This window comes from Nonomuraea sp. NPDC050478, assembly GCF_044458265.1.
GTDB lineage: Bacteria > Actinomycetota > Actinomycetes > Streptosporangiales > Streptosporangiaceae > Nonomuraea > Nonomuraea ferruginea.
Genome location: NZ_JBITHT010000005.1, coordinates 365956 through 391391, shown reverse-complemented (window position 1 = coordinate 391391; position 25436 = coordinate 365956). Strand labels below are relative to the sequence as shown.

23 protein-coding genes are annotated in these 25436 nt (G+C 71.7%); 9 read left to right on the top strand and 14 right to left on the bottom strand.

Annotation, left to right across the window (positions count from 1 at the left end; translation table 11 throughout):
* Positions 1-52 precede the first annotated feature (52 nt).
* The 3 genes from ACIBF7_RS26645 to tnpA form a co-directional block, all read right to left on the bottom strand.
* Positions 53-1216 carry a macrolide family glycosyltransferase gene (locus ACIBF7_RS26645; RefSeq protein WP_364226119.1) on the bottom strand — a complete coding sequence of 388 codons (1164 nt, stop codon included), beginning with the start codon at positions 1214-1216 and terminating at the stop codon, positions 53-55.
* Between the two features lie 9 nt (positions 1217-1225).
* The gene (locus tag ACIBF7_RS26640; RefSeq protein WP_148034035.1) at positions 1226-1753 is read right to left on the bottom strand and encodes a hypothetical protein; all 528 of its coding nucleotides are present in this window, start codon (positions 1751-1753) and stop codon (positions 1226-1228) included.
* A 140-nt stretch (positions 1754-1893) separates the two neighbouring features.
* A complete protein-coding gene (tnpA, locus tag ACIBF7_RS26635; protein ID WP_148034034.1) occupies positions 1894-2322 on the bottom strand; it encodes an IS200/IS605 family transposase in 429 nt (142 codons plus the stop codon).
* Between the two features lie 24 nt (positions 2323-2346).
* Between tnpA and ACIBF7_RS26630 the strand changes: the two genes are divergently transcribed.
* Positions 2347-3501: an RNA-guided endonuclease TnpB family protein gene (locus ACIBF7_RS26630; RefSeq protein ID WP_187281359.1), complete on the top strand. Its 1155-nt coding sequence runs from the start codon at positions 2347-2349 to the stop codon at positions 3499-3501.
* Between the two features lie 53 nt (positions 3502-3554).
* Here the strand turns inward: ACIBF7_RS26630 and ACIBF7_RS26625 are convergent, their stop codons facing one another.
* Positions 3555-4556 (bottom strand): hypothetical protein, encoded by a 1002-nt coding sequence (locus ACIBF7_RS26625; protein ID WP_397198399.1) that lies wholly within the window; start codon positions 4554-4556, stop codon positions 3555-3557.
* A 119-nt stretch (positions 4557-4675) separates the two neighbouring features.
* Between ACIBF7_RS26625 and ACIBF7_RS26620 the strand changes: the two genes are divergently transcribed.
* Positions 4676-4984, top strand: coding sequence for a hypothetical protein (locus ACIBF7_RS26620; RefSeq protein WP_397198398.1), 309 nt, complete (start codon positions 4676-4678; stop codon positions 4982-4984).
* 61 nt (positions 4985-5045) lie between these two features.
* On the opposite strand, the gene ACIBF7_RS26615 is transcribed toward ACIBF7_RS26620, so the two are convergent.
* Genes ACIBF7_RS26615 through ACIBF7_RS26595 form a run of 5 tightly spaced genes read right to left on the bottom strand, consistent with a single transcriptional unit; the run spans position 5046 to position 11685 of the window.
* Positions 5046-6269, bottom strand: coding sequence for an acyl-CoA dehydrogenase family protein (locus ACIBF7_RS26615; RefSeq protein WP_148034029.1), 1224 nt, complete (start codon positions 6267-6269; stop codon positions 5046-5048).
* 9 nt (positions 6270-6278) lie between these two features.
* Positions 6279-7256 (bottom strand): ABC transporter ATP-binding protein, encoded by a 978-nt coding sequence (locus tag ACIBF7_RS26610; RefSeq protein ID WP_148034028.1) that lies wholly within the window; start codon positions 7254-7256, stop codon positions 6279-6281.
* Positions 7246-9126 (bottom strand): dipeptide/oligopeptide/nickel ABC transporter permease/ATP-binding protein, encoded by a 1881-nt coding sequence (locus ACIBF7_RS26605; protein ID WP_148034027.1) that lies wholly within the window; start codon positions 9124-9126, stop codon positions 7246-7248. Before ACIBF7_RS26605 ends, ACIBF7_RS26610 begins: the two co-directional genes overlap by 11 nt.
* Positions 9119-10060 (bottom strand): ABC transporter permease, encoded by a 942-nt coding sequence (locus ACIBF7_RS26600; protein WP_261808814.1) that lies wholly within the window; start codon positions 10058-10060, stop codon positions 9119-9121. Before ACIBF7_RS26600 ends, ACIBF7_RS26605 begins: the two co-directional genes overlap by 8 nt.
* The gene (locus tag ACIBF7_RS26595; protein ID WP_397198397.1) at positions 10057-11685 is read right to left on the bottom strand and encodes an ABC transporter substrate-binding protein; all 1629 of its coding nucleotides are present in this window, start codon (positions 11683-11685) and stop codon (positions 10057-10059) included. The genes ACIBF7_RS26600 and ACIBF7_RS26595 overlap by 4 nt, the downstream gene beginning before the upstream one ends.
* Before the next feature lie 139 nt (positions 11686-11824).
* On the opposite strand from ACIBF7_RS26595, the gene ACIBF7_RS26590 reads away from it, so the two are divergent.
* The gene (locus ACIBF7_RS26590) at positions 11825-12463 is read left to right on the top strand and encodes a TetR family transcriptional regulator (protein WP_271278127.1); all 639 of its coding nucleotides are present in this window, start codon (positions 11825-11827) and stop codon (positions 12461-12463) included.
* On the opposite strand, the gene ACIBF7_RS26585 is transcribed toward ACIBF7_RS26590, so the two are convergent.
* The 3 genes from ACIBF7_RS26585 to ACIBF7_RS26575 are packed head-to-tail and all read right to left on the bottom strand — an operon-like array spanning position 12464 to position 16275.
* A complete protein-coding gene (locus ACIBF7_RS26585; RefSeq protein WP_219545602.1) occupies positions 12464-13372 on the bottom strand; it encodes a rhamnogalacturonan acetylesterase in 909 nt (302 codons plus the stop codon).
* Between the two features lie 18 nt (positions 13373-13390).
* Positions 13391-14911, bottom strand: a complete 1521-nt coding sequence (locus ACIBF7_RS26580) for a long-chain fatty acid--CoA ligase (protein ID WP_271278126.1) — start codon at positions 14909-14911, stop codon at positions 13391-13393.
* On the bottom strand, positions 14908-16275 hold the full coding sequence (locus ACIBF7_RS26575) for a CdaR family transcriptional regulator (protein ID WP_271278125.1): 1368 nt from the start codon (positions 16273-16275) through the stop codon (positions 14908-14910). The genes ACIBF7_RS26580 and ACIBF7_RS26575 overlap by 4 nt, the downstream gene beginning before the upstream one ends.
* A gap of 209 nt (positions 16276-16484) precedes the next feature.
* On the opposite strand from ACIBF7_RS26575, the gene ACIBF7_RS26570 reads away from it, so the two are divergent.
* Genes ACIBF7_RS26570 through ACIBF7_RS26550 form a run of 5 tightly spaced genes read left to right on the top strand, consistent with a single transcriptional unit; the run spans position 16485 to position 21149 of the window.
* Complete coding sequence (locus ACIBF7_RS26570) at positions 16485-17243, top strand: ABC transporter ATP-binding protein (protein WP_271278124.1); 759 nt, start codon at positions 16485-16487, stop codon at positions 17241-17243.
* Entirely contained in the window at positions 17240-17950 is a 711-nt protein-coding gene (locus ACIBF7_RS26565; protein ID WP_219545605.1) for an ABC transporter ATP-binding protein, read from the top strand. Before ACIBF7_RS26570 ends, ACIBF7_RS26565 begins: the two co-directional genes overlap by 4 nt.
* Positions 17951-17952: 2 nt before the next feature.
* On the top strand, positions 17953-18834 hold the full coding sequence (locus tag ACIBF7_RS26560; protein ID WP_219545606.1) for a branched-chain amino acid ABC transporter permease: 882 nt from the start codon (positions 17953-17955) through the stop codon (positions 18832-18834).
* The gene (locus ACIBF7_RS26555) at positions 18831-19856 is read left to right on the top strand and encodes a branched-chain amino acid ABC transporter permease (RefSeq protein WP_271278123.1); all 1026 of its coding nucleotides are present in this window, start codon (positions 18831-18833) and stop codon (positions 19854-19856) included. Before ACIBF7_RS26560 ends, ACIBF7_RS26555 begins: the two co-directional genes overlap by 4 nt.
* A gap of 6 nt (positions 19857-19862) precedes the next feature.
* The gene (locus tag ACIBF7_RS26550) at positions 19863-21149 is read left to right on the top strand and encodes an ABC transporter substrate-binding protein (protein WP_148034017.1); all 1287 of its coding nucleotides are present in this window, start codon (positions 19863-19865) and stop codon (positions 21147-21149) included.
* A gap of 69 nt (positions 21150-21218) precedes the next feature.
* On the opposite strand, the gene ACIBF7_RS26545 is transcribed toward ACIBF7_RS26550, so the two are convergent.
* Both ACIBF7_RS26545 and ACIBF7_RS26540 read right to left on the bottom strand, forming a co-directional pair.
* Positions 21219-22115, bottom strand: a complete 897-nt coding sequence (locus ACIBF7_RS26545) for an NAD(P)-dependent oxidoreductase (RefSeq protein ID WP_148034016.1) — start codon at positions 22113-22115, stop codon at positions 21219-21221.
* 22 nt (positions 22116-22137) lie between these two features.
* The gene (locus tag ACIBF7_RS26540) at positions 22138-22701 is read right to left on the bottom strand and encodes a transcriptional regulator (RefSeq protein WP_271278122.1); all 564 of its coding nucleotides are present in this window, start codon (positions 22699-22701) and stop codon (positions 22138-22140) included.
* A gap of 121 nt (positions 22702-22822) precedes the next feature.
* On the opposite strand from ACIBF7_RS26540, the gene ACIBF7_RS26535 reads away from it, so the two are divergent.
* A complete protein-coding gene (locus tag ACIBF7_RS26535; protein ID WP_397198395.1) occupies positions 22823-25417 on the top strand; it encodes a M28 family peptidase in 2595 nt (864 codons plus the stop codon).
* The last annotated feature ends 19 nt before the right edge of the window (positions 25418-25436 follow it).

Below are 25436 nucleotides of genomic sequence, written 5' to 3'. Positions count from 1 at the left end.
GTGCCGCCCCGTCAACGAACCGTCACATCCGCCCTGGTCGGCGGTGAAACTTTCACACCCTGGTTAGTTCGGCCTCGATGAGGTCGGCGGCCCGGATCGTGCCGCCCTCGGCACGGGACTCCTCGCGCAGCCGATCGAGCCGCCCGGCCACCTCCGGGTCGGCGGTCAGCTCGGCCAGGGCGCTCCTGAGCGCGCCGGCCGTCGCGTCGGCCGTGTCGATCCGGCGGGCCACGCCCAGCTCCACCAGCCGGTCGGCGTTCATGAACTGGTCGACCGCCTGCGGCACCGCGATCATCGGCACCCCGGCCAGCAGGCCCTCGCCGCAGCCGCCCATGCCCGCGTGCGTGACGAACGCGTCCGCCCGCTCCAGGATCGCCTGCTGCGGCACCCAGGAGTGGACCTCCACGTTGCCCGGGATCGGACCCAGCTCGGCCGGGTCGGTGTGCTTGCCGATCTGCAGCACGACGTGCCAGCCGGGCAGGTCGCCGAACGCGGCCAGGCACTGCCGGTAGAACTCCGGCTGCCGAGTGTAGGCCGTGCCCAGCGAGATCAGCAGCACGTTCGCCGCCCCCGCCGGGCGCTCCCAGGCGCCGGTGGGCTTCTTGCAGGGGCCGACGAACGTCACCCCGTCGTGCACGCGGTCGGCGTGCGGCTGCATCGCCCGGGGGATCAGCGCCAGGCAGCGGGCCGGCCGGCCCGAGAAGGCGTCGGCGTCGGTCGTGGTCGCGCCGTTGCCCGCCAGCCACTCGGCGAACCGCGCCCGGTAGGCGTCCGCGCCGGGCAGCTGCCAGAGGTGCGCCGCCACCTCCTCGTCGTAGCCGTCCCAGCCGACCATGGAGGGGGAGAGCTGCACGAGCGGCCGTCCCTGCCGCTCGGCCAGCGCCCGCGCCGCGTACCCGCCGATGTCGTACAGGTAGAGGTCCGCCGGGTCTTTGTCGTACGCGGCCTCCAGTTGCGGCAGCAACTGGATGTTGTCCTCCAGGAAGATCCGCATGGCCGCGATCGGGTCGTCCGGCCAGTCGTGGTCGGCGACGGGCAGCGTCGAGGTGCAGGGCACCAGCTCGGCGCCCGCGCCGGTGACCATTTCGGCCACGACCGGGTCGTTGGCGTAGGTCACGCGGTGCCCGCGCGCCACCAGCTCCCCGATCACCTCGATGCTCGGCAGGACGTGACTGATGGCGGGGATGCCGACCATCGCGATGTGGGCGCTGCTCATAAGGTGATCCTATTGACCGTGCTTCCGTGTCAACGTCCACGTCAGCACGGCCACCGTCGCGGCCGCCGTCAGGACGGCGAGCGCGACGGGGAACACGGGCTCCGAGGGCTGCGTCGCCCGCGGAGCGGCGCCCGCCGCCACGGCCGTCGGCCCCGCACCCGGCGCCAGCACCTCGTTGCCCGAGCAGAGCGACGTGGTCAGCCCTTCGTCCCCCTCGCGGGCGAACACCAGATAACGGGTCCCCTCGGTGAACGCGTAGCCGCAGGCGGGCCCCTGCGCCCTGGTGACCACCTCGAACTCGTCCCGCTCCGGGCCCTTGTACACGCGGTCGGCCCGCAGCGTCGCCGTCACCCGCCCGCCGTTCAGCATCGGCTCGTCCACCCGTACGGCCGTGGCCGTCGCGGTGAGGACGACATCGGCGTCACGCATCCGCTCGGCCGGCTCGCGCGACGCGCACGAGCAGGCGTGCGCCGTGCCCCCGCCCGCCACGAGGAACCCCGCCACCAGCGTCAGCACGGCCAGAAATCGGATCATCATGCCTACCGGAACGTGCCGCGGGCGAGATCGGTTCAGCGTGATCTGGCGTGGGACCCCGGGCGTTCACGCCCGGGAGGAAACGACAGCGCGGGAGGGCCGCCAAGGCCCGAGCGGTGGTGACCGGCCGGCCGTCGAGCGGCTCAGCCCGGGCGTCTCTGTTTGTCGATGTACTCTTCGATGATCGATAGGGGTGCGCCGCCGCAGGAGGCGGCGAAGTACGACGGCGACCAGAAATGCCCGCCCCACAGGTACTTACGGATATGTGCCGGATACTCCTTGCGCAGGAGCCGGGCGGACACGCCCTTGAGGCTGTTCACCAGCGTCGAGAGGGCGACTTTGGGTGGGTAGTGCACGAGCAGGCGCACGTGATCTTCCTCGCCGTTGAACTCGGCCAGCTCCGCTCCGAAACTGTCGCACACCTCGATCATGATGCCTTCGCAGCGACGCAGAATCTCGTCGGTGAACACACCTCGCCGATACTTCGGAATGAAGACCAAATGCGCATGAAGCGAGTAGACAACGCTTCGCCCCCTTCTCACCTCAGAATCCGGTGTCCATCTCGGTGACATGGACCTAATGCTAGTGTGTTCGAGGTGAAGCTGGTGGTGCAGGTCAAGCTCCTGCCGACGCCCGAGCAGGCGGCGGCGCTGAAGGCGACACTGCGCGCGGTCAACGACGCGGCCACCTGGGTGGCGGCGCTCGCCCACGACCGGCGGGTGTTTCGCAACTACGACCTGCGCAAGCACGCCTACGGACAGATCAAGGACGGGTACGGGCTGGCGGCCCAGGCCGCGCAGCACGTCATCAAGAAGGTCGCCGACGCCTACACCACCCTGCACGCCAACCTCCGTAACGGCAATCTGGGCAGGCCCGGCTCCGCGCGGCGTGAGCGGGTCCTGGCCAGGCCGATCATGTTTCGCCCCGGCGCGGCCCAGCCGTTCGACGACCGCTGCCTGTCCTGGCAGATGGACGCCCGCACGGTGTCGATCTGGACCGTGGGCGGGCGGATGAAGGGTGTGGCGTTCACCGCCTCGGCCGATCAGCTCGGCACGCTGGCCGCTCACCGCAAGGGCGAATCAGACCTCGTCTACCGCGATGGCATGTGGTTCCTCATCGCCACCTGCGACCTGCCGGACGTGCCGGTGCGGGCCCCGGACGGATTCATCGGGGTGGATCTGGGGATCGCCAACATCGCCACCACCGCCACCAGCACCGGTGCTGGTGTCCGTCACAGCGGCAAGACCCTGAACGCGGTCCGTCACCGCCACCGGGAACTGCGCCGCCGCCTGCAGGCCAAGCAGACCAAGTCCGCGAAACGGCTGCTGAAGAGACGACGCCGCGCTGAGGCGCGTTTCGCCGCCGACATCAATCACACCATCGCCAAGCGCATCGTGACCGAGGCTGCACGCACCGGGCGCGGCATCGCCCTGGAAGATCTCCAGGGCATCCGCGACCGGGTACGGCTCCGCAAGCCCCAGCGGGTCACGCTGCATTCATGGAGCTTCCACCAGCTCGGCCACTTCGTCACCTACAAGGCGGCCCGCGCCGGTGTCGCTCTGGTCTGGGTGGACCCGGCCTACACCTCGCAGGCCTGCTCGGCCTGCGGGCACGTGGACAAGAACAACCGGCCCGGCCAGGCCGAGTTCGCCTGTACGTCGTGCGGCTTCGCTGAGCACGCCGACGTCAACGCAGCTCGTAACATCGCCGCACGCGGTGTCACCAGCTGGGCAGTGAGTCACGCTGCCTGACGCGGACTGGACCGTCGAAGCCACCGACGGCGAGGAGTCGCAAGCTCAGTCCTTCAGGGCTGAGAAGCTGACCGGACGAAGTTGACCCGCTCCAGGTGGGGTTCGTACTCGGCGGGCCCGGCGACGAGCTTCTCCCTGATGAGGTCCAGGGTGGCTCCGCTGGACAGGGAGACGCGCTGGAAGATCTGCGTCCTGCCGCGCACCCGCATCACGATGACGTGCTTCTCGTCGTACCAGCCGGCGAAGGACTCGGCGTATCCGCCGACGCGGTGCACGACCCTCCCCGTCGCGGCGTCGACGACGCCGATCCGGCGGCCCTTGTCGTTCTCGCCGAGAACGGTGGCGAACAGGCGGCCCGAGGGAGAGGCGACCGTCACCGCCGCCCATTCGTCGAACGCGCCCACGCCCTTGTAGAAGCGTTGCCGCCGGCCGTTCATGTCGTAGACGGCGACCCCGCCCTTGTGGTCGTGCCGGGCCATCACCCGTCCGGGGCCGGCGAAGAAGAAGCGGAAGCCGCGGCCGATGTCCCAGTCCGCCACCCGACGCTGGGGGCCGGTCCTGACCAGGCGGGGGACGCGGTCGCGCGCGTCCAGCGTGACGAAGCCGATGACGGTGAGAGCGCCGTCGCGGTGCTTCCGGTACGCGGTGAGCAGCAGGGTGCCGCCGTCCGCCGACCACTCGGGCGAGGTCACCGGAGCGGGCATCCTGACGGCGTGCGTGCGGCCGGTACCGCGGTCGATCAGGTCGATCTTCTCGGTGGCCCGCCACAGCCGTCGGTCGGGTACGCCCGCCACCCACCGGCCACCGGGCGCGACCAGCGCCTCCCGGTACCGGGTCTTGACGAACGTCCTCCCCTCGCGCAGGTAGCCGTGGAAGGCCTGGCCGGCGTCCCAGATCAGCGAGTACGAGGCCAGCCGCACCGGTAGCCCGTCGTTGACCGTGCCGACCGTCCCAGCGAGCCTCACCCAGGGCTTCTCCCCGGCGGCGGCCGACGGCGCCCCCGCCACCCCGACCACCAGCGCCATGAGCACGGCGGCCACGGATCTCTTCAGCATGTCGCCCCCTCTTCGATCACCTGCTTAGACCCGTGATCAAGAGGGGTGGTTCGGGGGGTGCTCGATCCGTCGGGAACATGATCGAATCACCGCTAGGGTGTGGCGGGTTCTATCCGGACTTGTGGGTCGAAACGTACGCCCGCCGCCCGCCGATGGAGACCAAGGGCTGGGCACACGTCGTCGAGGTCGGCTACCACAGCCCGGAAGGCAGCATCGTCCTGCACGACGGGCTGGCCGGCGCCTTGCTCCCCGACCTCGCCGCCCACGGCAAGGGCCACTACCGGATCCGTGTCCATATGAGCCGGATCCCCTGGGAGGGGGAGGAACGGGGCGCACAGCGGCTGCTCATCATGTCCTACCCCGGCCGCGGTGACCGCGTCGTCGACCACCGCTCCCGCACATCTGGCGGACCACAACCAGGCACTTGAAGTGCGACGAAACCGGGTGACGGCCGCCGCCCGGTGGCAGGTGTGGGCGGCGGCCGTCGGTTCACAGGGGTAGGTCACCCGTGGCCGAGGCGGTGGAGCCGGTGGCCTGGTAGGCGGCGATGGTGCGTTCGGCGATGCGCATCTGGTGGATCTCGTCGGCGCCGTCGGCGAAGCGGGCCCAGCGGGCGTGCTGGAACATGTGGGCCAGCGGCGTGTCGGTGGAGTAGCCGAGCGCGCCGTGGACCTGGATGGCCCGGTCGATGATGCGGTTGAGGCTGTTGGCCACGAAATGCTTGGCCATGGACACCTCGGTGCGGAAGTCCTCGCCGCGGTCGATCTTGTAGGCGGCGTGCAGCACCATGAGCTTGCACTGGTAGAGCTCCATCGCGGAGTCGGCGATGAGCCACTGGACGCCCTGCTTCTCGGCCAGCAGGGAGCCGTGGCTGTGGCGGTTGAGCGCCCGGTCGACCATCATGTCCAGGGCCGTCTCCGCCTGGGAGATCCAGCGCATGCAGTGGGCGAGCCGGGCGGGGCCGAGGCGATACTGGCCGAGGCGGTGGCCGTTGCCGCGTCCGCCGAGTATCTGGCTGTCGGTCACCCGCAGGTCCTTGATGACGATCTCGCTGTGGCCGGTCGAGCCGTGCATGGTCTCGACCTCGCGGACGTCGTTCCAGCCTTCCTGCGGGAGGTCGATGAGGAAGGCGGTGTTGGCGCCGCGGTGGCCTTCGGGGACGTCGTCCTCGGTCCTGGCGATGAGGATGGCGAAGCTCGCCCGGCGGGCGTTGGAGATGAACCACTTGTGCCCGTTGATCACCCATTCGTCGCCGTCCTTGACGGCGCGGGTCTGGATCAGGGTGGGGTCGGAGCCGGCCACCTCGGGCTCGGTCATGGCGAAGCAGGACATCTGCCGGCCTTCGAGGAGCGGCCGGAGGTACTTCTCCTTCTGCGAGTCGTCCGCCCAGTGCAGCAGTGTGTGCATGTTGCCCTCGTCGGGGGCCTGGCAGTTGAGCACCCACGGGCCGAGCCGGGTCTTGGCCGCCTCCGACTGCACCATGGCCAGCTCGACGTGGCCCAGCCCCATGCCGCCCCACTCCTTCGGCATGTGCGGCAGCCACAGGCCCTCCGCCTTGGCCTTCTCGCGCAGCGCGAAGATGCCGCGCAGGTAGGCGTCCCGGTCGCGCTCGCTCAGCTCGTCGCTCGCGGGGATCACGACCTCCTGGATGAAGGCGCGTACCCCCTTGCGGATCTCCTCGTGCTCCGGGGCGAGGGTGAAATCGATGGCCATGGCATTCTCCTAGATGTCGGGGAAGTGGCAGGCGACGTAGTGGTCGCCGCCGTTCACCGGGCGGATCTCGGGCTCCTCGCGCGCGCATCTCTCGGCGGCGCGCGGGCAGCGGGTACGGAAGCGGCAGCCGGACGGCGGGTCGACCGGCGACGGCGGCTCGCCGCTGATGAGCCGGTCCGCCGGCGGCAGGTCGAGCCCGCTGCCGGGGATGGCGGCGAGCAGGGCCTTGGTGTACGGATGGGCGGGCCGGGCGATGAGGTCCTCGCTGGGCGCGAGCTCGCACGTCTTGCCGAGATACATCACCAGGATCCGGTCGCTGACGTTCTTCACCACGGCCAGGTCGTGCGCGATGAACACCAGCGTCAGCCGGTAGCGCTCCTTCAGGTCCTCCAGCAGGGCGAGGATCTGCGCCTGCACCGACACGTCGAGCGCCGACACCGGCTCGTCGCAGATCACCACCTCCGGCTCCAGCACCAGCGCCCGCGCGATCGAGACACGCTGGCACTGCCCGCCGGAGAACTCGTGCGGCCGCCGCACCGCCGCCGTCGCCGGGTCCAGGCCGACGGCCTCCAGCACCTCGTCGACGTCGAGGGCGCCGCGCCCCCACACCTTCGGCCCCTCCTCGACGATCTCGCGGACGCGGCGGCGCGGGTTCAGCGACGAGATCGGGTCCTGGAAGATCATCTGCAGCCGCCGCCTGACCCGGCGCAGCGCCTCGCCGCGCAGCGAGGTCAGGTCGAGCCCGTCCAGCCGCACCGAGCCGGCCCGCGGGCGCGGGAGCTGGATGAGCGCCCGCGCGGTGCTCGACTTGCCGCAGCCGGACTCGCCGACGATGCCCAGCGTCTCGCCCTTGGCCAGGTCGAAGCTCACGCCGGAGACCGCCCTGACCGTGCGGCCGCGCCCGGCGGGGAACTCCACGTACAGATTCTCGACCTGGAGCAGCACTTCGTCACGCGGGCGCAGGTGCGCCGTCCCGCTACCGGCCATGGCTCTCGGCTCCTTCCGGCGCGCCGGCGACCGCCGATCCGGTCGGGTGCCAGCAGGCGTAGAGATGGTCGTGGTCGCCGGTCAGCGGCGGGGCCTCCGCGCCGCACCGGTCCTGGGCGTACGCGCAGCGCGGCCGGAACGGGCAGCCCGGCGGGACGTCGGCCAGGTCCGGCGGACGGCCGGGGATGACCCGCAGCCGGTGGTGCGACGGGTCGGTGAGCCGCGGCGCCGCCTGCAGCAGCGCCTCGGTGTACGGCATCCGGGGCCGGGCGAAGACCTGTCCGGCGGGGCCGTGCTCGACGACCTTGCCCGCGTACATGACGATCACCTCGTCGGCCCACTGCCGCACTACCGACAGGTCGTGGCTGACCAGCACCACGGCCATGTCGCGCTCCTCGCGCAGCCGGTGGATGAGGCGCAGCACCTGGTCCTGGATGGTGACGTCGAGCGCGGTCGTCGGCTCGTCGGCGAAGAGCACGTCGGGGCCGCAGGACAGCGCCATGGCGATGGTGACCCGCTGGCGCATCCCGCCGGAGAGCTGGTGCGGGTAGCGGCCCAGCGTGCGGGCCGGGTCGGGGATGCCGACGGAGGCGAGCAGCCGCGCCGCCTCCTCGCGGGCCCGCTTGCGGCTCATGCCCAGGTGCACCCGGAGCGGCTCGGTCACCTGGGTGCCGATGGTGCGGACCGGGTTGAGCGCGGTCATCGGGTCCTGGAAGACGGTGCCGAGCCGGCGGCCGAGCACCTGGCGCATCTCCTCGGGCGTGAACCTCGTCAGGTCGTCGCCCTCCAGGCGGACGTGCCCGCCCCTGGACACGTCGGCGGCGGGCAGCAGGCCGAGGATGGTACGGATCAGCATCGACTTGCCGGAACCCGACTCGCCCACGATGGCGAGGGTCCGGCCGCGCTCCAGCGTGAAGGACACCCCGTCGACGGCCTTGACCGTGCCGCGCGGGGTGTGGATGTGCGTGCGCAGGTCGTCGACCTGGAGCAGGGCGCCGGTGACGGGCTCCGCCACGGGGGCCGCGGGCAGCGGCGCGGACTGCCGGGCCGGCTCCAGCCCGCTCTGCCGCACGTCGGTCAGCGCCCGCAGCCGGTCGCCGACCAGGTTGAACGACAGCACGGTCAGGAACATGACGATCGAGGGCGCCAGCACCACGTGCGGGGCGGTCTCCATCAGCGTGCGGCCCTCGTTGATGAGCCCGCCCCAGGTCGGGGTGGGAGCCTGCACCGACAGCCCGAGGAAGGCCAGGCTGCCTTCGGCCACGATGACCACGGCCATGCCGATGAAGGCGTAGGAGGCGGCCGGCACCGCCACGTTCGGCATGATGTCACGCCACAGGATGCGGCGGTCCCGTACGCCGAGGACGCGGGCGGCGAGCACGAACTCCCGCTCGGCGAACGACAGCGTGGCGCCCCGGATCAGCCGCACCCAGGCGGGGATGCCCAGCACGCCGAGCACGATGAGCACGTTGCGCAGGCTGGCCCCGGCGAAGGCCACCACGGCCAGCGCGAACACCAGCGAGGGGAAGGCCAGCGCGATGTCGTTGACCGCCATGATCACCGCGTCGGCGAAGCCCTTGCGGTATCCGGCCAGGACGCCGAGCGGGGCGCCGAGCCCCAGGCCGAGCACCACCGCGCCGATGCCGACGCCGAGTGAGACGCGGGCGCCGTGCACGACGCGGCTGAACACGTCGCGGCCGAGGCCGTCGGTGCCGAAGGGGTGCTCCGCGCTCGGGCCGGACCGGGGCGGGCCGACCAGCGTCTCGTCGTAGCCCGGGATGGGCAGCAGGTCGGCCAGCGCGGCCGCGGCCACGACCAGCGAGATCCACGCGGTCGCGATCCAGAATCCGGCTCCGAAGCGCCTACGCACGACGGATCCTCGGGTCGACGGCCGCGTACACGACGTCCACCAGGAAGTTGACCAGCACGTAACCGACCGAGATCAGCACGACGCCTCCCTGCACGGTCAGATAGTCGCGGGAGAAGATGGAGTCGACGATGAGCCGCCCGATGCCGGGCAGCCCGAAGAGCGTCTCGATGATCACCGTGCCGCCGATGAGCGCGCCGAGGTTGAGCCCCACGGCGGTGATCAGCGAGATCGCCGAGGGCCGCAGCGCGTGCCGCCACAGGATGCGCCGCGGCGACAGGCCGCGGGCCCTGGCGAGCGTGATGTAGTCCTCCTGCAGGGTCGCGATCAGGTCGGCGCGCAGCAGCCGCGCGTAGACGGCGAGCTGCCCGCAGCCGAGCGTGATCGCGGGCAGCAGCACCGAGGTGAGGTTCCAGCCCAGGTCCACCGAGATGGGCGTCCACCCGGTGGCGGGCACGACCTGCCAGGTCACCGCGAAGATCAGGATGAGCAGCACGCCGAGCACGAACACCGGCGTGGACAGCAGCGCGAAGCTCATCGCGGTGAGCGCCTGGTCGAGCGCGCCCCCGGCCCGGCGGGCCGCGGCCACGCCCACCGGGATCGCCAGGCCGAGCGCCACGAACTGCGCGGCGACGAGCAGCTCCAGCGTGACCGGCAGCCGCTCGGCCAGCTCGTCGGCGACCGGCACCCGGGAGATGTAGGAGGTGCCCCAGTCGCCGGAGAGCAGGCCGCTCAGCCAGTCGGCGTAGCGGACCATCAGCGGCTGGTCGAGCCCCATGTCCGCGCGGAGCTGCGCACGGGCCTCCTCGGTGGCCGAGATGCCGAGGATCTGCGTGACGGGGTCGCCCGGCAGGAGGTTGAGCAGCCCGTAGGACAGGAACGTCACCACGAGCAGCACCACCACGAGCCGGACGAGCCGGTGGACGACGAGGATCACTGTGTGCTGATCCAGACCCCGGAGAACGGGTGGTAGGGGATCGGCGCGCCGGTCAGCGGGAGACGCTTCTCCCCGTCGGGCAGCACCTGCTCGTCGATGCCGCGGACCTTGGTCTTCGCGATGATCGCCCCCGTGGTGAGGTGGTCGAGGAAGACGTACGGCACCTGCTCGCGCAGCCGCTCCTGGACCGTGGCGTACGCCTGCTTGCGGGCGGCCTCGTCAGGGGAGACCCGGCCGATGTCGAGCGCCTTGCTGAGCTGCTCGTCCTTGAGCCGGGTGAAGTTGAGCGAGACCTTGCCGACGGGCTGCGCGTAGGCCTGGTGCAGCCAGATGTATTCGCCGTCGGGGTCGGAGGAGGAGAACGCGGTCCACACGGTGGCCTGGTAGTTGCCGATGACGGCACGGTTGATCAGGTCCGGCTGGTCGGCCTGCTTGATCGTCACGTCGATGCCGGCCTTGCGCCACATGTCCTGGACCAGTTCGACGCCCTGCATGGTGTTGGGGTCGGGCGTGGAGATCACCTCGAACTCGACCGGGCCCTTCTCCGCCTCCACCTCCTTCACCAGGGCGGTGGCCTTGGCCAGGTCGAAGGCGGGGTAGGCGCCCTGGTCGGAGTACCACTTGGAGTCCTTGGTCCAGGGACCGTCGGCCGGTTCCGTCAGCCCGCCGCGCAGGGTCGAGACGACGGCGTCGCGGTCGGTCGCGTGCGCGAGGGCCCGGCGCACCCTGACGTCGTCGAGCGGCGGGACGGCGGTGTTGAGCATGAACGTGTACTCGGGCGCCGGCATGCCCTGCGTCCGGTACACCGCGTAGGCGTCCTTCTGCTCGCCGTACTTGACGATGTCCTCGTCGCGGGTGGTGCCCATGGCGTCGACGCCGCCGGCCTCCAGCGTCTGGGCGCGGGTCTGGCTGTCGGGCAGGACGCGGAACTCGATCTCGTCCAGGTACGGCAGGCCGCTGCGCCAGTAGCGGGGGTTCTTGGTGACGACCATCCGGCTGTCCGGCACGTACTCCTTGAACACGAACGGCCCGGTGCCGACCGGCTTGAGGCTGGCGGCCTGGGGGTCGGCCAGCGACGAGGGCGGCACGATCATGCCGACCTGCGCGGCCAGGTAGTAGGGGAAGGCGACCCAGGGCTGCTTGAGCTTGACCGTGACCGTCATCGGGTCGGTCAGCTCGATGGAGTCGAGCGGCTGGAAGACGGCCGTGTTGAGCGGGGACGCCTTCTGCGCCTCCAGGTTGGCCTTGACGATGTCGCCGGTCAGCGAGATGCCGTCATGGAAGGAGATGCCGTCCCTGACCTTGATCGCCCATTCGTCGTACGTGTCGTTGGGGGTGAGCGACTCCGCCAGGTACGGCTTCCAGGCGCCTTCGGCGTCCATGCTCACCAGCGGTTCGATGATCGTGGTGACCATGCTGTAGCTCTGCGCCGCGAACTGGTCGGTCACCGGGTTGAGCCCGTTGGCGTCGGCGCTCAGCGCGTACACGAGCTTGCCGCCCGCCTTCGGCCCCGACGAGTCCGACGGCGACTCGCCCGCCGGCGCCGCGCCGGGCCGCTGCCCGCTGCACGCCACCAAGGTCACAGCCGCCAGCACGAGGGCCAACGGCCTGGTCCAGCGTTTCATCCACGCCTCCTCCCGGTCATCCCCCGAGAGCAATTTCACCGATAGTACTATCGGTGAAACTTCGCACAAGCGCCAGAGGGCGGATCGTTACCGGGGATCGGTCCAACTACAGTTATCGGTGGACGAGAGAAGGTAACCCGTGACCAACACACCGCTCACCAGGAGCGAGGCCAAGGACCTGACCAGGCGGAGGCTGATCAGGGCCGCCCTGGAGATCCTCGACAAGGAGGGTGAGGCGGGCCTGACGACGGTCAAGGTCGCCAAGGCCGCGGGCATCGCCCAGTCCAGCTTCTACGTGCACTTCAAGGACAAGCAGGATCTCCTGCGCGCCCTCGGCGACGAGGGCGGCGAGCGCCTGCGCCGCGCCATGCGCGAGGCCCGCCGCCAGGCCCGCGAGGCGCCCACCGAGCTGGAGAGCCACCGCGACACCTTCCGCATCCCGCTCGACGCCATCTCCCGGCATCCGGAGCTGCTGCGCATCCAGCTGCGCGCCCGCCACGACCCGTCCTCGCCGCTGCGCGAGTTCGCCACGGAGACCGCCAAGGCCTACCGCGACCACCACGCGGCCGACCTGGCCGCGCTCGGCTACACCGCCGACAACGAGCGCGACCGCCGCCGCCTGGAGATGATCGCCGAAGGCATCAACGCGGCCACCAACGCGCTGGCGATCGGCCACATCGAGGGCCGCTACCCGGAGATCGAGGAGGCCGTCGACGTGCTGGTCGCGCTGTCGAGAGGCGCGCTGCGGTGGCTGCGCTCCACCCAGACGGGCTCCTGATCAGATCATGTACGGGGCCACCAGCCCGAGCCTGCGCAGCCCGGCCGCGACCAGGTCGGCGAAGAGCGTCGCACCGTGCTCGGAGGTGTGGGTGTCGTCGCCCTTCTCCCGCGTGAGGTAGAGGCGCTCGGACCCCTCGGGGCCGAGCCCCTCGACCAGCGCGCGGCTCTCGGCGGTGAGGTCGATCAGCGCCACCCCCTGGGCCGCGGCCACCGCGCGCACCTCGGCCGGCAGGTCGACGCCCAGCCCGTTGACGATCAGCCCTTCCTGGTCGAGGCACCCGCCCCGGAACCGGCGCCGCACCACGGGCGTGACCAGCACCGGCGCGGCGCCCCTCGCCTCTATGCCGTGCACCAGGCGGGTGAGGTTGGCGCGGAACTCCACCGCGCTGGTGTGCTTGTCGTTGTGGCCGAACTGGACCAGGGCCACGTCGCCGGGGCCGAGCTGGTCGCGCATCGCCGCCCACATGGCAGGCTTGGCCAGGAACGACGCCGACGACTCGCCCGAGCCCGAGTGGTTGACCACCGACAGCCCGCGCCGGAAGTGACGCGGCAGCCGCTGCCCCCAGCCGGTGTAGGGGGCCGTCGCCTGGTCGGTGACGGTCGAGTCGCCCGCCAGGAACAGGCTCCGCCCCCTGGCCGGGCTCAGGTGCACCGAGCTCACCTCGGGATCCGGGCCGGTGAACGTGAGGGTGAGACCGGGGCTGCCGTCGCCGTCGAAGCCGTTCTGCTGGCTTTCCGGGGTGCGGACGTTGACCGTGAAGTCGCGGCGCGCGGGCCGGTCGCCGGGCGACGCCCACACCATCAGCCGCCTGGCCTCCGCCAGCACCTGGGTCGTGGCGCCGCCGATGACCACGCTGACGTCGTAGTGGCCTGGCTCCACGTCGAAGATGTGGGTGATCGGCTTCACACGGGCCCTCCTGCGCGGTCAGCCGCGAGCTGCACGCCCGCTGGCACGGGCCGGCGGGGGGAGCGTGCTGAGCGGCAGCGCGATCGCACGCTTGAGGATCTTACCGGTCGGGCTCACCGGAAGTTCGTCGAAGACCGAGATGTGGCGGGGATACTTGTACGGCGCGACCCGTTCCTTGACGAAGGCGCGTAGTTCGTCCGGATCCACGGGCTCCCGCAGCGCCACCACGGCGGCGATCTCCTCGCCGAGCTCCGGATGCGGCACCCCGATGACCGCGGCCTGCCGCACCGCCGGGTGCTCGTACAGCACCTCCTCCACCTCGCGCGGGTAGACCGTGTAGCCGCCGCGCAGGATCACGTCGCGGCGCCGGTCGACCAGGAAGAAGAACCCGTTCTCGTCCACCCGGCCCAGGTCGCCGGTGTGGAACCAGCCGTCGCGGATAGCCTCGGCGGTGGCGGCCGGATTGTTCCAGTAGCCCTTCATCACGTTCGGGCCGCGCACCACGATCTCGCCGATGTCGCCGCACGGAACCTGGCGCCCGTCCTCGCCGACCACCCGCATCTCGATGCCGCGCACCGGCCACCCGATCGAGCCGGGCCGCCGGCCGTCGCCGCCCCTGTTGGTGGCGGCCACCGCGGAGGTCTCGCTGAGCCCGTACCCCTCGACGATCGCGCAGCCGAAGCGCTCCTCGAAGGCGCGCAGCACGTCGAGCGGCAGCGGGGCGCCGCCGGAGACGCAGATGCGCAGCAGCGACAGGTCGGCGGCGCCCGGGTGGTCGAGCAGCGCGATGTACATGGTCGGCACGCCCTGGAAGACCGTCACCCCGTCGCGGCGCATCATCTCCAGCGCCCGGCCCGCCTCGAAGCGGCTCATCAGCGTCAGCCGCGCCCCGGCGTGCACGGTCGCGTTGAGCGAGCACGTCTGGCCGAAGGAGTGGTAGAGCGGCAGCGCGCCCAGCACCACGTCGTCCACGCCGAGCGCGTGCATGCGGGCGATGGTCGCGGCGGTGCCGCCCAGGTTGCCGTGGGTCAGCTCGATGCCCTTGGCCCGGCCCGTGGTGCCGGCCGTGTAGTGGATGACGGCGGTGTCGCCGTCGTCGCGCGCGGCCACCCCGGGGTCGGCGGTCAGGCCGCGCAGCAGTCGGCGGAACTCGTCGGGCACCACGAAGAAGCAGTCGGTGCCGGTGGCGGCGGCGCCGGCCTCGGCGGTCTCGGCGAAGGCGTGCCAGGCGATCAGCAGGCGCGGCCCGCAGTCGCTCACGTACGCGGCGATCTCGCGCTTGCGCAGCAGCGGGTCGAGCGGCACCACGACGGCGCCCATGCGCAGCACCCCGTAGTAGACCGCGGCGAACTCCGGCACGTTGGGCAGCATGATCGCCACCCGGTCCCCGGTCCCGATGCCGCGGCCGCGCAGCAGCGTCGCCACCCGCGCGGACATCGCGTCCAGCGCCCGGTAGCTGAGCACCGCGTCGTCCAGCGTGATGACCGCTCTCTCACCGAGTCGCTCGGCGGAGGTGTGGAGCCGGTCGGCGAGGTTCATGGGAACGACCGTACGTCCGAGGTCCCCCGGTCCTCATTGGTCGCGGTGGCCAGTCTTTTCCGCTCGGGATTGGTGGGAGGAAGCGAGTCCTGCAGCGCGATCGCGACCAGCAGCTCGACGAGGTCGTTGATGTGGCGCAGGCTCCGGCCGGTGCGCTCCTGGATGCGGCGCAGCCGGTACTGAGCGGTGTTGGGGTGGATCTGCAGCCGCTCGGCGGCGGTGCGCAGGTTGAGGTCGGCGGCGGCGAACGCGCGGATGGTGGCGGTGAGCACGCCGCCCCTGGCCCGGTCCTCGTCCAGCAGCGAGGTGATGCGCGGGTCGACGAGGTTGCGTGCGGTGTCGTCGGCGCCCAGGGCGAGGTACTGGAAGGGGGTGATGCGCGGCAGCGCGGCCACGCCGCCGTCCTCGGGCAGGAAGTCGATCACCGCCCGAGCCTCCTGGTAGGCCTGCGGGATCCGGGCGATGCCCCCGCCGACCGTGCTGATGCCCATCGCCAGCACGATACCTTCGGCCAGCAGCGACTCGCGGAGCGCCTGCAGCCGGTCGCACAGCTCCTCCGGGTCGCCGTTCTGGCCGAGCACCGGGACGGCCACGATCTCCGACTGGCGCACCACCGACAGCGTCCGCCCGCCGGTCCTGGCGTTCGCCCCGGTGTTCAGCCGCGCGAGCGCCGCGCACGCGGCGTGCCGGGCGTCGGCGCCCCGGTCCGGCCCGCGCGGCACCGCGGTGCGCGGGCCGAGCACGACCGCGACCACCACGAGCAGCGGCGTGCGGGTGTCCTCGCACAGCCCGTGCGCCTGCGCGGCGGCGAGCTGCGGCCCGCGCGTCGGCACCGCGCCGGCCAGCAGCGTCTCCAGCAGGTCCCGGGTCTCGCGGACGGCCTCCGCGGCCGCGTACTGCTGGAACTCCATGTACGCGTGGGCGGCGTGCGTGCTGGCGAAGTCGCAGTACCGCATGAGCGGGGCCGCCAGCGACAGCGCGGCCTCGCGCCCGGCGGCGGTGTGGCCCGCCCTGGCCAGCACCGACTCCCAGAACACCTGCTGGCCGACCCTGAAGGCGTTGATGTAGTCGGCCAGCGCGATCCCGGCCCTGGCCCGGCGCATCGCGGCCTGGCGGACGTAGGCGATGTCGTCCGGCTTCACCGTCCTGTCCTCGAACAGCACGGCGAGCTTGCCCCGGTAATGGCGCACCACCTGGTCGCGCACGTCGGCCAGGAACTCCTCGCTCTGGGCCGCGTAGGCCGGGATCTCGGCGCGCATCGTGACCACGGCCGCCCCGGCGAGCTTTTCGACGTCGGAGAGTAGTTCGGAGAGGATCCGCGCGCGCTGCGCCCGGACCGGCTCCGCACCAGTGAACGTTTCCATACCGGAACCACTGGACATGTCCGGGATGATCCCCGGTGGTTGCGGGGAGGTCAACGGCTCGTAACCGCTCCGAGACAGTCGCTGTGTCCTGTGGACAACCTTCGGTGCACATGTTGGGTCGCCGTGCCCAATGCGGCCGGAGACGGGCCGAACCTACGCTGACCCCAACTTCAGAACATTCTTCCGCTCGCTGTGCCCCAGGAGGCCGGATGCTGGAAGTACACGATCTTACCGTCCGGTTCGGCGGCATCACGGCGCTCGACGGCGTCGGATTCTCCGTGGGGAACGGCGAGATGGTGGGCCTGATCGGACCCAACGGCGCCGGCAAGACCACCCTGTTCAACTGCCTGACCCGGCGCTACCAGGCCGACGCGGGGCAGGTGCGCTACGAGGGCGAGGACCTGCTCGCGGTGCCGCCGCACGCCATCGCGGCGCTCGGCATCGCCCGCACCTTCCAGAACCTCGGCCTGTTCCCGCGCATCTCCGTACGGGACAACGTGCTGGTCGGCGCGCACCACCGGGGCACGGCCGGGTTCCTCACCGCGGCGCTGCGGCTGCCGGGCGTGCGCGGCGAGGAGCGGCGGCTGCGGGCCCAGGCCGACGCCGTGCTGGAACGGCTGGGCCTGTCGGCCGTCGCCGACCACCCGGCCGCCGGGCTGCCCTTCGGCACGCTCAAACGGGTGGAACTGGCCAGGGCGCTGGCCGCGGAGCCGCGGCTGCTGCTGCTGGACGAGCCGGTCAACGGGCTCAGCTCGGCCGAGGTCGAGGAGTTCGCCGGCACCCTGCGCGCCATCCGCGACGACCTGGACCTGACCGTGGTGGTGGTCGAGCACCATATGGGCTTCGTCATGAGCACCTGCGACCGGATCGTCTGCCTGGACTTCGGCAAGAAGATCGCCGAAGGCCCGCCGGCCGAGGTCCAGCGCGACCCCGGCGTCATCGAGGCCTACCTGGGGACGGCGGTATGAGCGAGCTGGTGGTCTCCGGGCTGAACGCCGGATACGGCGGCGCCCAGGTGCTGCACGACGTCAGCCTCACCGTGGGGGAGGGCGAGATCTGCGCGATACTCGGCCCCAACGGGGCGGGCAAGACGACCCTGCTCCGGGCGCTGTCCGGCATGGTCAAGGGGCGCGGCGGCGTCCGGCTCGGCGACGCCGAGCTGCTCGGCCGCTCGCCCGACGCGCTGGCCAGGATGGGCGTCGCGCACGTGCCGGAGGGCCGGGGCACGTTCATGCCGCTCACCGTCGAGGAGAACCTGCGCCTGGGCGCCTACACCCGGCGCGACCGCCTGGAAGAGGACCTCGACCGCATCTACGGCTACTTCCCCGCGCTGAAGCCCCGGCTCAAGCAGGCGGCGGGCAGCCTGAGCGGCGGCGAGCAGCAGATGCTCGCCCTCGGCCGGGCGCTCATGCTGCGCCCCCGGCTGCTCCTGCTGGACGAGCCGTCGCTCGGCCTCGCCCCGCTGATCACCCGGGAGCTCTTCCGCATCGTGCGGACCATCAACGAACAGGAGCGCACCACCGTGGTCGTCGTCGAGCAGAACGCCCATCTCGCCCTGGGCATCGCCCAGCAGGCGCACGTCCTGGAAACCGGGCGGATCGTGCTCTCGGGCACGGCGGCGCAGATCCAGGAGGACGAGCAGGTCGCCCAGTCCTACCTCGGCTACCGGGTCTGACCATGACCGGATTCCTGCAACAGGTCATCCAGGGGCTGAGCACCGGCGCCATCTACGCCAGCCTGGCCCTCGCGCTCGTGCTGATCTACCAGTTCACCGGGATCGTCAACTTCGCCCAGGGCGAGCTGGCCATGTTCTCCACCTACATCGCCTGGCAGTTCACCGCGGCGGGCATGCCGTTCTGGCTGGCGCTGGTGCTCACGCTGGTCGTGTCGTTCGCCGGCGGCATGCTCATCGAACGGGTGATCATCCGGCCGGTCGAGGGGGCGCCGGAACTGACCCTGGTGATCGTCACCGTGGGGCTGTTCATCTTCGTCAACGCCGCCGCCGGATGGATCTGGTCGTTCCTCATCAAGGACTTCCCCAACCCGTTCCCCGGCGGCGCCTTCGAGGTGGGCGGGCTGACCGTCGGCTTCCAGACGCTGGGCGTCTTCGCGGTCGTCGGGATCGTCATGGGCCTGCTCTACCTGCTGTTCCAGCACACCAAGATCGGGCTCGGGATGCGCGCGGTGGCGACCAACCCGGTCTCCGCCCGGCTGGTCGGCATCCGGGTCGGCGTGACGCTGGCGCTCGGCTGGGGGCTGGCCGCCACCGTCGGCGCGGTCTCCGGCGTGCTCGTCGCACCGCTGCTGTTCCTGGAGCCGAACATGATGGGCGGCGTCCTGATCTACGCCTTCGCCGCCGCCACGCTCGGCGGCTTCGACAGCCCGGCGGGGGCGGTCGCCGGCGGGCTGATCGTCGGCGTGGCCGAGACCCTGGCCGGCGCCTACGTCGGGGCCATCGGGCCCGACCTCAAGGTCGGCGTGCCGCTGGTCATCATCCTGGGCGTGCTGCTGCTGCGGCCCCAGGGCCTGTTCGGGCGAGCGGTGGTGGAGCGGGCATGAGCGAGTCGACACAGGTCACCAGCAGGGCCGGCGCGCCTCCACGGGGGCAGGCGCAGGCGCCGGGCCGACGGGTCCGCCGGCAGTGGATCGTGGCCGGCGTGCTGCTGGCCGCCGCGATCTACGCGCCGTTCCAGCTCGTGCCGTTCCACGTGTTCCAGCTCACCATGGTGCTGGTCTACGCGGTGGCGCTGCTCGGGCTGAACGTCCTGGTCGGGCACGCCGGGCAGATCTCGCTCGGGCACGGCGCGTTCTTCGCCGCCGGGGCGTACGCGGCAGCGATCATGATGTTCCACTGGGAGCTGCCGTACCTGGCGACGCTGCCCGTGGCCGCCGCCGTGGCGTTCCTGCTGGGGCTGGTGCTGGGCGTGCCCGCGATGCGGCTGCGCGGCCTCTACCTGGCGCTCGTCACACTGGCCATCGCGATCTTCCTGGTGCCGCTGCTCAAGCGGTTCGAGGAGGTCACCGGCGGGTCCATGGGGCTGTCGCTGGCCAAGCCGGCGCCGCCCGCGTGGAGCGGCCTGGCCGAGGACCAGTGGCTGTACTTCCTCGCCCTGGCCGTCGCCGTGGCGGCGTTCCTGCTGGCCGCCGGGCTGCTCCGGTCTCGGGTGGGGCGGGCGCTGCACGCCGTGCGCGACAACGAGATCGCGGCCGAGGTCATGGGGGTGCGGCTCTCGTACTACAAGACGCTCGCCTTCGCCTGGAGCGCGATGTTCGCCGGGGTGGCGGGCTGCGTCTACACGTGGGTGATCGGGTTCGTCTCGCCGGACTCGTTCCCCGTCACGCTGTCGATCACGCTGCTGGCGGGCATCGTCGTCGGCGGTCTCGGGTCGCTGTCGGGCCCGGTGCTCGGCGCGCTGTTCGTGATGTTCGTGCCCAGCCTCTCGCAGGACGTCAACGAGGCCGCGCCCGGCGTGATCTTCGGCCTGCTGATCATCGCGGTGATGTACGTGGCCCCGACCGGCCTGGCCGGCCTGGCGGGGCGCGCGGCCAACTCTCTCAAGAAGACCCTCCGGAAGGGGTAACACGACATGCGTTTTACTGCGATCGGCCGTACGGCGGTGACGGCCACCCTGGTGATCGCCGCGGCGGCCTGCGGGGGTCGAGGGGAGACCGGAGAAGGGCAGGCGACGACCAGCGCCGCCCAGGGACAGTGCCAGGGGCAGCAGACCACCGGCATCACGGACACCACGCTCAAGCTCGGCGGCATCTACCCGCTGTCGGGGCCGGCGTCCGCCTACGGTGACATCCCCAAGGGCATCAAGGCGTACTTCGACTACGTGAACGCGGAGAAGGGCGGCGTCGACGGGCGCAAGGTCGAGCTGGTCGTCCGCGACGACGGCTACCAGCCGCCGAAGGCCGTCGAGGAGGCGCGCAGGCTGGTCGAGCAGGAGCAGGTGTTCGCCCTCTTCCAGACGCTGGGCACCCCCTCCACGACCGCCACCTGGGACTACACCAACCAGCGCAAGGTGCCACAGGTCTTCGTCGCCACCGGCGCCTCCCAGTGGGGCACCGACACCGAGCACCCGTGGACCATCGGCTGGCAGCCGAACTACGTCTCCGAGGCCCGCGTCTACGCCCAGTACCTCAAGACGGAGAAGCCCGGCGCCAAGGTCGCCGTCCTCTACCAGAACGACGACTTCGGCGAGGACCTGTTCGGCGGCTTCAAGCGGGCCATCGAGGGCACGGACGTCACCGTCGTGGCGGAGCAGAGCTACGAGGTCACCGACCCCAGCATCGAGCCGCAGATGCGCAACCTGGCCGAGTCAGGCGCCGACGTGTTCCTGAACGTCACCACCCCGAAGTTCGGCTCGCAGGCGCTGGCCGCCGACGCCAAGAACACCAAGTGGAACCCGCTGCACATCGTCAACAACGTCGCCGCCTCCGTCACGGTGCTCAAGCCGGTCGGCTTCGAGAACGTGCAGGGCGTCGTGTCGTCCTCGTACTACAAGGACCCGAACGACCCGCAGTGGGCGGACGACGCGGAGATGAAGCTCTACAAGGAGAAGATGGCGCAGTACGCGCCCGGCGCCGACCCCAACATCCCGTACCACACCTTCGGCTGGGCCGTGGCGAGCAGCTTCCACAAGGCGTTGGAGGCCGCGCCCTGCAAGACCCGCGAGGGCCTGATGGAGTCGGTGCGCAACCTGAACAACGTCCAGGTCGACATGCTGCTGCCCGGCGTGACCATGCAGACCTCGGCCGACGACGCCTTCCCGATCGAGTCGATGCAGCTCATGGAGTTCAAGGGTGAGCGCTGGGAGGTGTTCGGCGAGGTGATCGACACCCGTAAGGAGTTCGGTCCGCTCAGCAACTGACGCCGGTCAGGGGCCGTCCGCCTTCGGAGGCGGACGGCCCTTCGGCGTCCGGCGGTCAGAGGCGAGGCGTCACGGGCGCGCCTTCTCCGGCAGCGGCCGCCCGTCCTCGCCGAGGTAGTCGCGCCAGGAGCGCGACGGCCGCCAGCCGAGCAGGCGGACGGCCTTCTCGCAGGAGATGCCGGACGCGTCGGGCCTGGACAGCGGCCTGATCGGGATCGCCTCGCCGTAGACCGTGGTGATCAGGTCGGCCAGCCCGCGGTTGGCCGCGTTGTCGGGCGAGGCGATGCAGAACACCTCGTGACCGGGCAGCCCGGACTCGACGGCCAGCACGATCGCGTCGGCCAGGTCGTACACGTCGATGTAGCTCCACAGCCCCGCGCTCGGCTGGTAGGGGTCGCGGAGCTGCGGCCCCAGGTTGCGGGCGTAGTTGCCCTCGTGCTGCACCCAGCTCGGCCGCAGCGACACGCACGGGATGCCGGTGCGGCGCACCGCGGCGTCCATGAGCTGCTCGCCGAAGTGTTTCGAGAGCGCGTACGGATCCTGCGGCGCGACCGGGTGGTCCTCGTCGATCGGCGCGTACGACGGCAGGAACGGCCGATCGGCGAAGAAGAAGCCCGGCACGGTCTCGCTGGAGATGTTGACGAACCGCGTCACGCCGAGCGCCACCGCGGCCTCGATCATGTTGAACGTGGCCATCAGGTTGTTCTGGAACACCACGTGCGGCGGGTTGTGGGTGGGGTCGGGGATCGCGGCGGCGTGCACCACCGCCTCCGCCCCGCGCACCACCGCGAACGCCTGGCCCGCGTCGGTCAGGTCGGCCTGCCGGTAGCCGGGCTCGGCCGGGTCGGGCCGCTCCCAGACCGGGCGGGTGACGTCGACCGCCGTCACCTCGTGGCCCGCGCCCATCAGCGCCCGCACGGCCGCGCGGCCGACCTTGCCGTGCGCTCCCGTCACGACGACCCGCATCGCACCCTCTTCCCGTGATGGCTCACCCGTCGGACTCCGGATAGGCGAAGAAGCGGGTGTGGACGCGCCGCGCCCCGGGGCCCGCCTCCTCGGCCGTCTTGTCGTACTTGCCGAGGAGCGCGATGTATTCCTCGAAGAACTCCGCCAGCTCCTCCAGCGTCACCCGGATCGTGCCCCGGGAGTAGGGGAAGGCGTCGCCCCAGCCGCCGGGATCGACCGCCGCCTGCGCGCGGCGGAACGCCTGCATGTCGTCGGTGATCGCGCGGGCGTTCATCTCGTCGATGATCGCCCTGGTCTCCTCGTCCTGCTCGCTGCGGAGCGGGAAGCGCAGGTCGGCGGGGACGAAGCGCCACCAGCGCTCGCGGCCGTGCGCCTTCTCCGGCAGCTCCTCGACGAAGCCGTGCTTGGCCAGCTCGCGCAGGTGGTAGCTGGTGGCGCCGGTGTTGAGGTCGAGCTCGCGGGCCAGCTCGGCGGAGGTGGCGGGGCCGTGGGCGCTGAGGTGGTTGAGGATGCGCTGGCGGCGGGGGTGGGCGAGCGCGCGCAGCGCCTCAAGGTCGTCGAGCTTGCGCGTGCCGTGCTCAGCCATGGCGTCAACCTAACTGTCGCGTGAGTTCTGTGCAACTTTGCCCGCTGCTAGCTGGGGTTCGGGGGTGAATTGTGCACAAGCCAGCTTGCACAATCCATTGTGCACAGTTCATTATGCATCTATGGATGCTCTCTCCCGGCGGCTGCCGGCCGCCGTCGCCCTCGTCGCCGTCACCCTGCTCGCGGTCGCCGCCTGGCTGGCCGAACTGCCGCCTGCCCCGGCCGGGCGGGACGCGCCGCCCGGCTCGTTCAGCGTCGAACGGGCCTGGCCCGTCCTCGAACGCATCGCCGGCGAGCCCACGCCCGTCGGGTCCGCCGCCGGCGACGCCGTCCGCGACCATCTCGTGGCCGAGCTGACCCGGCTCGGGTTACGGCCCGAGGTGCAGACGGGGGCCGGCGCGCACCCGTTCGGCGGGGACGTGGTGGCCGGGGTCACCGAGAACGTGATCGCCGTCGTCCCCGGCGCGGACTCCACCGGCCGCGTCGTGCTGGCCGCCCATTACGACTCCACGCCCACCACGCCCGGCGCCAGCGACGACAAGGCGTCCGTGGCCGCCATCCTGGAGATCGCCCGCGCCCTGCGCGCCGGGCCTCCGCTCCGCAACGACCTGGTGCTGCTGCTCAGCGACGGCGAGGAACCCGGGCTCATCGGGGCCGAGGCGTTCCTCCGTCACCCCATGGCGCGGGACGGCGGCGTCGTGGTCAACCTGGAGGGGCCGGGGAACGCCGCCCCGTCGTCCGTCTACAACGTGACCCCCGGCGGCGGCGCCCTGGTGGGGGCGTTCGCGCGGGCCATGCCGCACCCGGTGGGCGAGTCCGCGATGGTGGGGGCCTACCGGGGGACCGGCTTCCACTCCGACCTGACCGTGCTGGAGGAGAACGGGTGGATCGGGATCGACCTGGGGCTCGCCGGCGGGCGCGCCTACTACCACCATCCCCGTGACACCCCTGCCGCCCTCGACCGGGCGGCGCTGCAGATGCAGGGGGACAACGCGCTCGCCATGGTCCGCGAGCTCGGCTCGGCCGACCTGCGTGAGCTCCGGCAGCCCCGGGACGAGGTGTTCTTCACGATCTTCGGCGTGGTGTTCCGCTACCCGGCGGGACTCGCCACCCCACTGGCTGTCCTGGCCGCCCTGGCCGTCCTGGCCCTCGCCGCGTACACCCGCCTCTCGGCACGACCCCGGAGGGCGGAGCCGGCGTCCGGCGGCACCCACCAGCCGGACGTCCCCCGCTCCAGGTTCGGGGGTGGTGCGCCTGTGACGGTGCCGCGGTTGGTGGCGGGGGTGGTCGCCGTGCTGGGGGTGCTGGTCGTGGTCACCGGGCTGAGCATGGGGTTGTGGCCGGCGCTCGTGGCTCTGGAGCCGGGGTACGGGGATCTGGTCAGCGATCCGTACCGGCCGGAGCCGTATCGACTGGGCCTGGTCATGATGGCGGTGGCCGTCGTGTGGGGGGCGTACGTGGCGCTGCGGCGATGGCTGAACGCGGTGGTCCTGACCGTCGGGGTGCTGTTCTGGCTGGCGGTGCTCGGGGTCGCGGCGGCGTTGCTGATGCCCGGGGCGTCGAACTACGGGTCGCTCACCGCGCTCGCCGGGGCCGCGGGGCTCGCGGGCGCGCTGGCGCTGCGGCGGCGGCCCGTGCTGGGGACGGTCGTGCTGGCGTGCGGGGTGGCGCCGGCGGTCGTGATGTTCAGCGTGGGAGCGCGGTCCATCAGCACCGCGATCGGGCTGGTGATGGCCGCCCCCGCAGGTCTCTTCTACGCCTTCGCCGCCCTGTCGGCGCTCCCCCTGCTCGCCGCCGTCACCCCGGGAGGTGGCCGGACCCCGGCGGCTGTCCCTGCGCGCGGCGAAGCCCCGGCGGCCGTCCCTGCGAGGGGCGGCGCGCCGGTCCAGCCGACCGGCGTCGGGCCGAGGACGGGCGCGGAAGGTGGTCCGGGTGTGCGCGTCGGGCGCCGGTCGGGCGGAGAAGGTGGTCTGGGTGTGCGCGTCGGGCGGCGGACGGGCGGGGGAGGGGGCGGGCGCTTCTGGCGGTGGGTCGGGGTGTGGGGTGGGCCTGTGGTGGCGGGGGTGCTTGCTCTGGTGCTGGGCGGGGTGGGGCTGGGGGTCAACCGGTTCGGGGAGGAGCGGCCCCGGCTGGCGCATCTGGCGTACGTGCTCGACGCCGACGCCCGGCAGGCCGCGTGGGTGAGCATGACCGAGCCGCCGCACCCGTGGGCGGCCGAGCGGGCGCCGGACGTGCCCGGCTCCTGGGACCTGCCGCTTCCGTACCGGCAGGTGCCCGCCCGCGTGGGGACCGCGCCCGCCGCCGGGCTGCCCGCGCCCGAGCTGACCGTGCTGGAGGAGCGGCGTGACGGCGGCGAGACCACACTGCGGGTACGGGTGCGGTCCCAGCGGGGGGCCTACCAGCTGAACCTGCATGCCGACGTCGCGGTCATCGGTGGCTCGTTCGAGGTGCCGGGGCTGGCGCCGGTGACGCTTCCCGCGTACGAGCCGGAGGGCGGGGCGTGGCCGTTCGAGGTGCAGTTCTTCGCGCCGCCGGAGGAGGGGGTGGAGTTCACGCTCCGGTTCGAGAGCGCGACGCGGCCACGGCTGGCGGTCGCCGACATCACGCTCGGCCTCGACGGCGTCCCGGGGCACCGGCCGCGCCCGGCGGGGGTGGACATGACCCCGTCCGGCGGCGGGCTCCCCACCGACTCGGTGACGGTGGTCAGGGTGCTCTGAGCATCCTGGGCGCGGAACT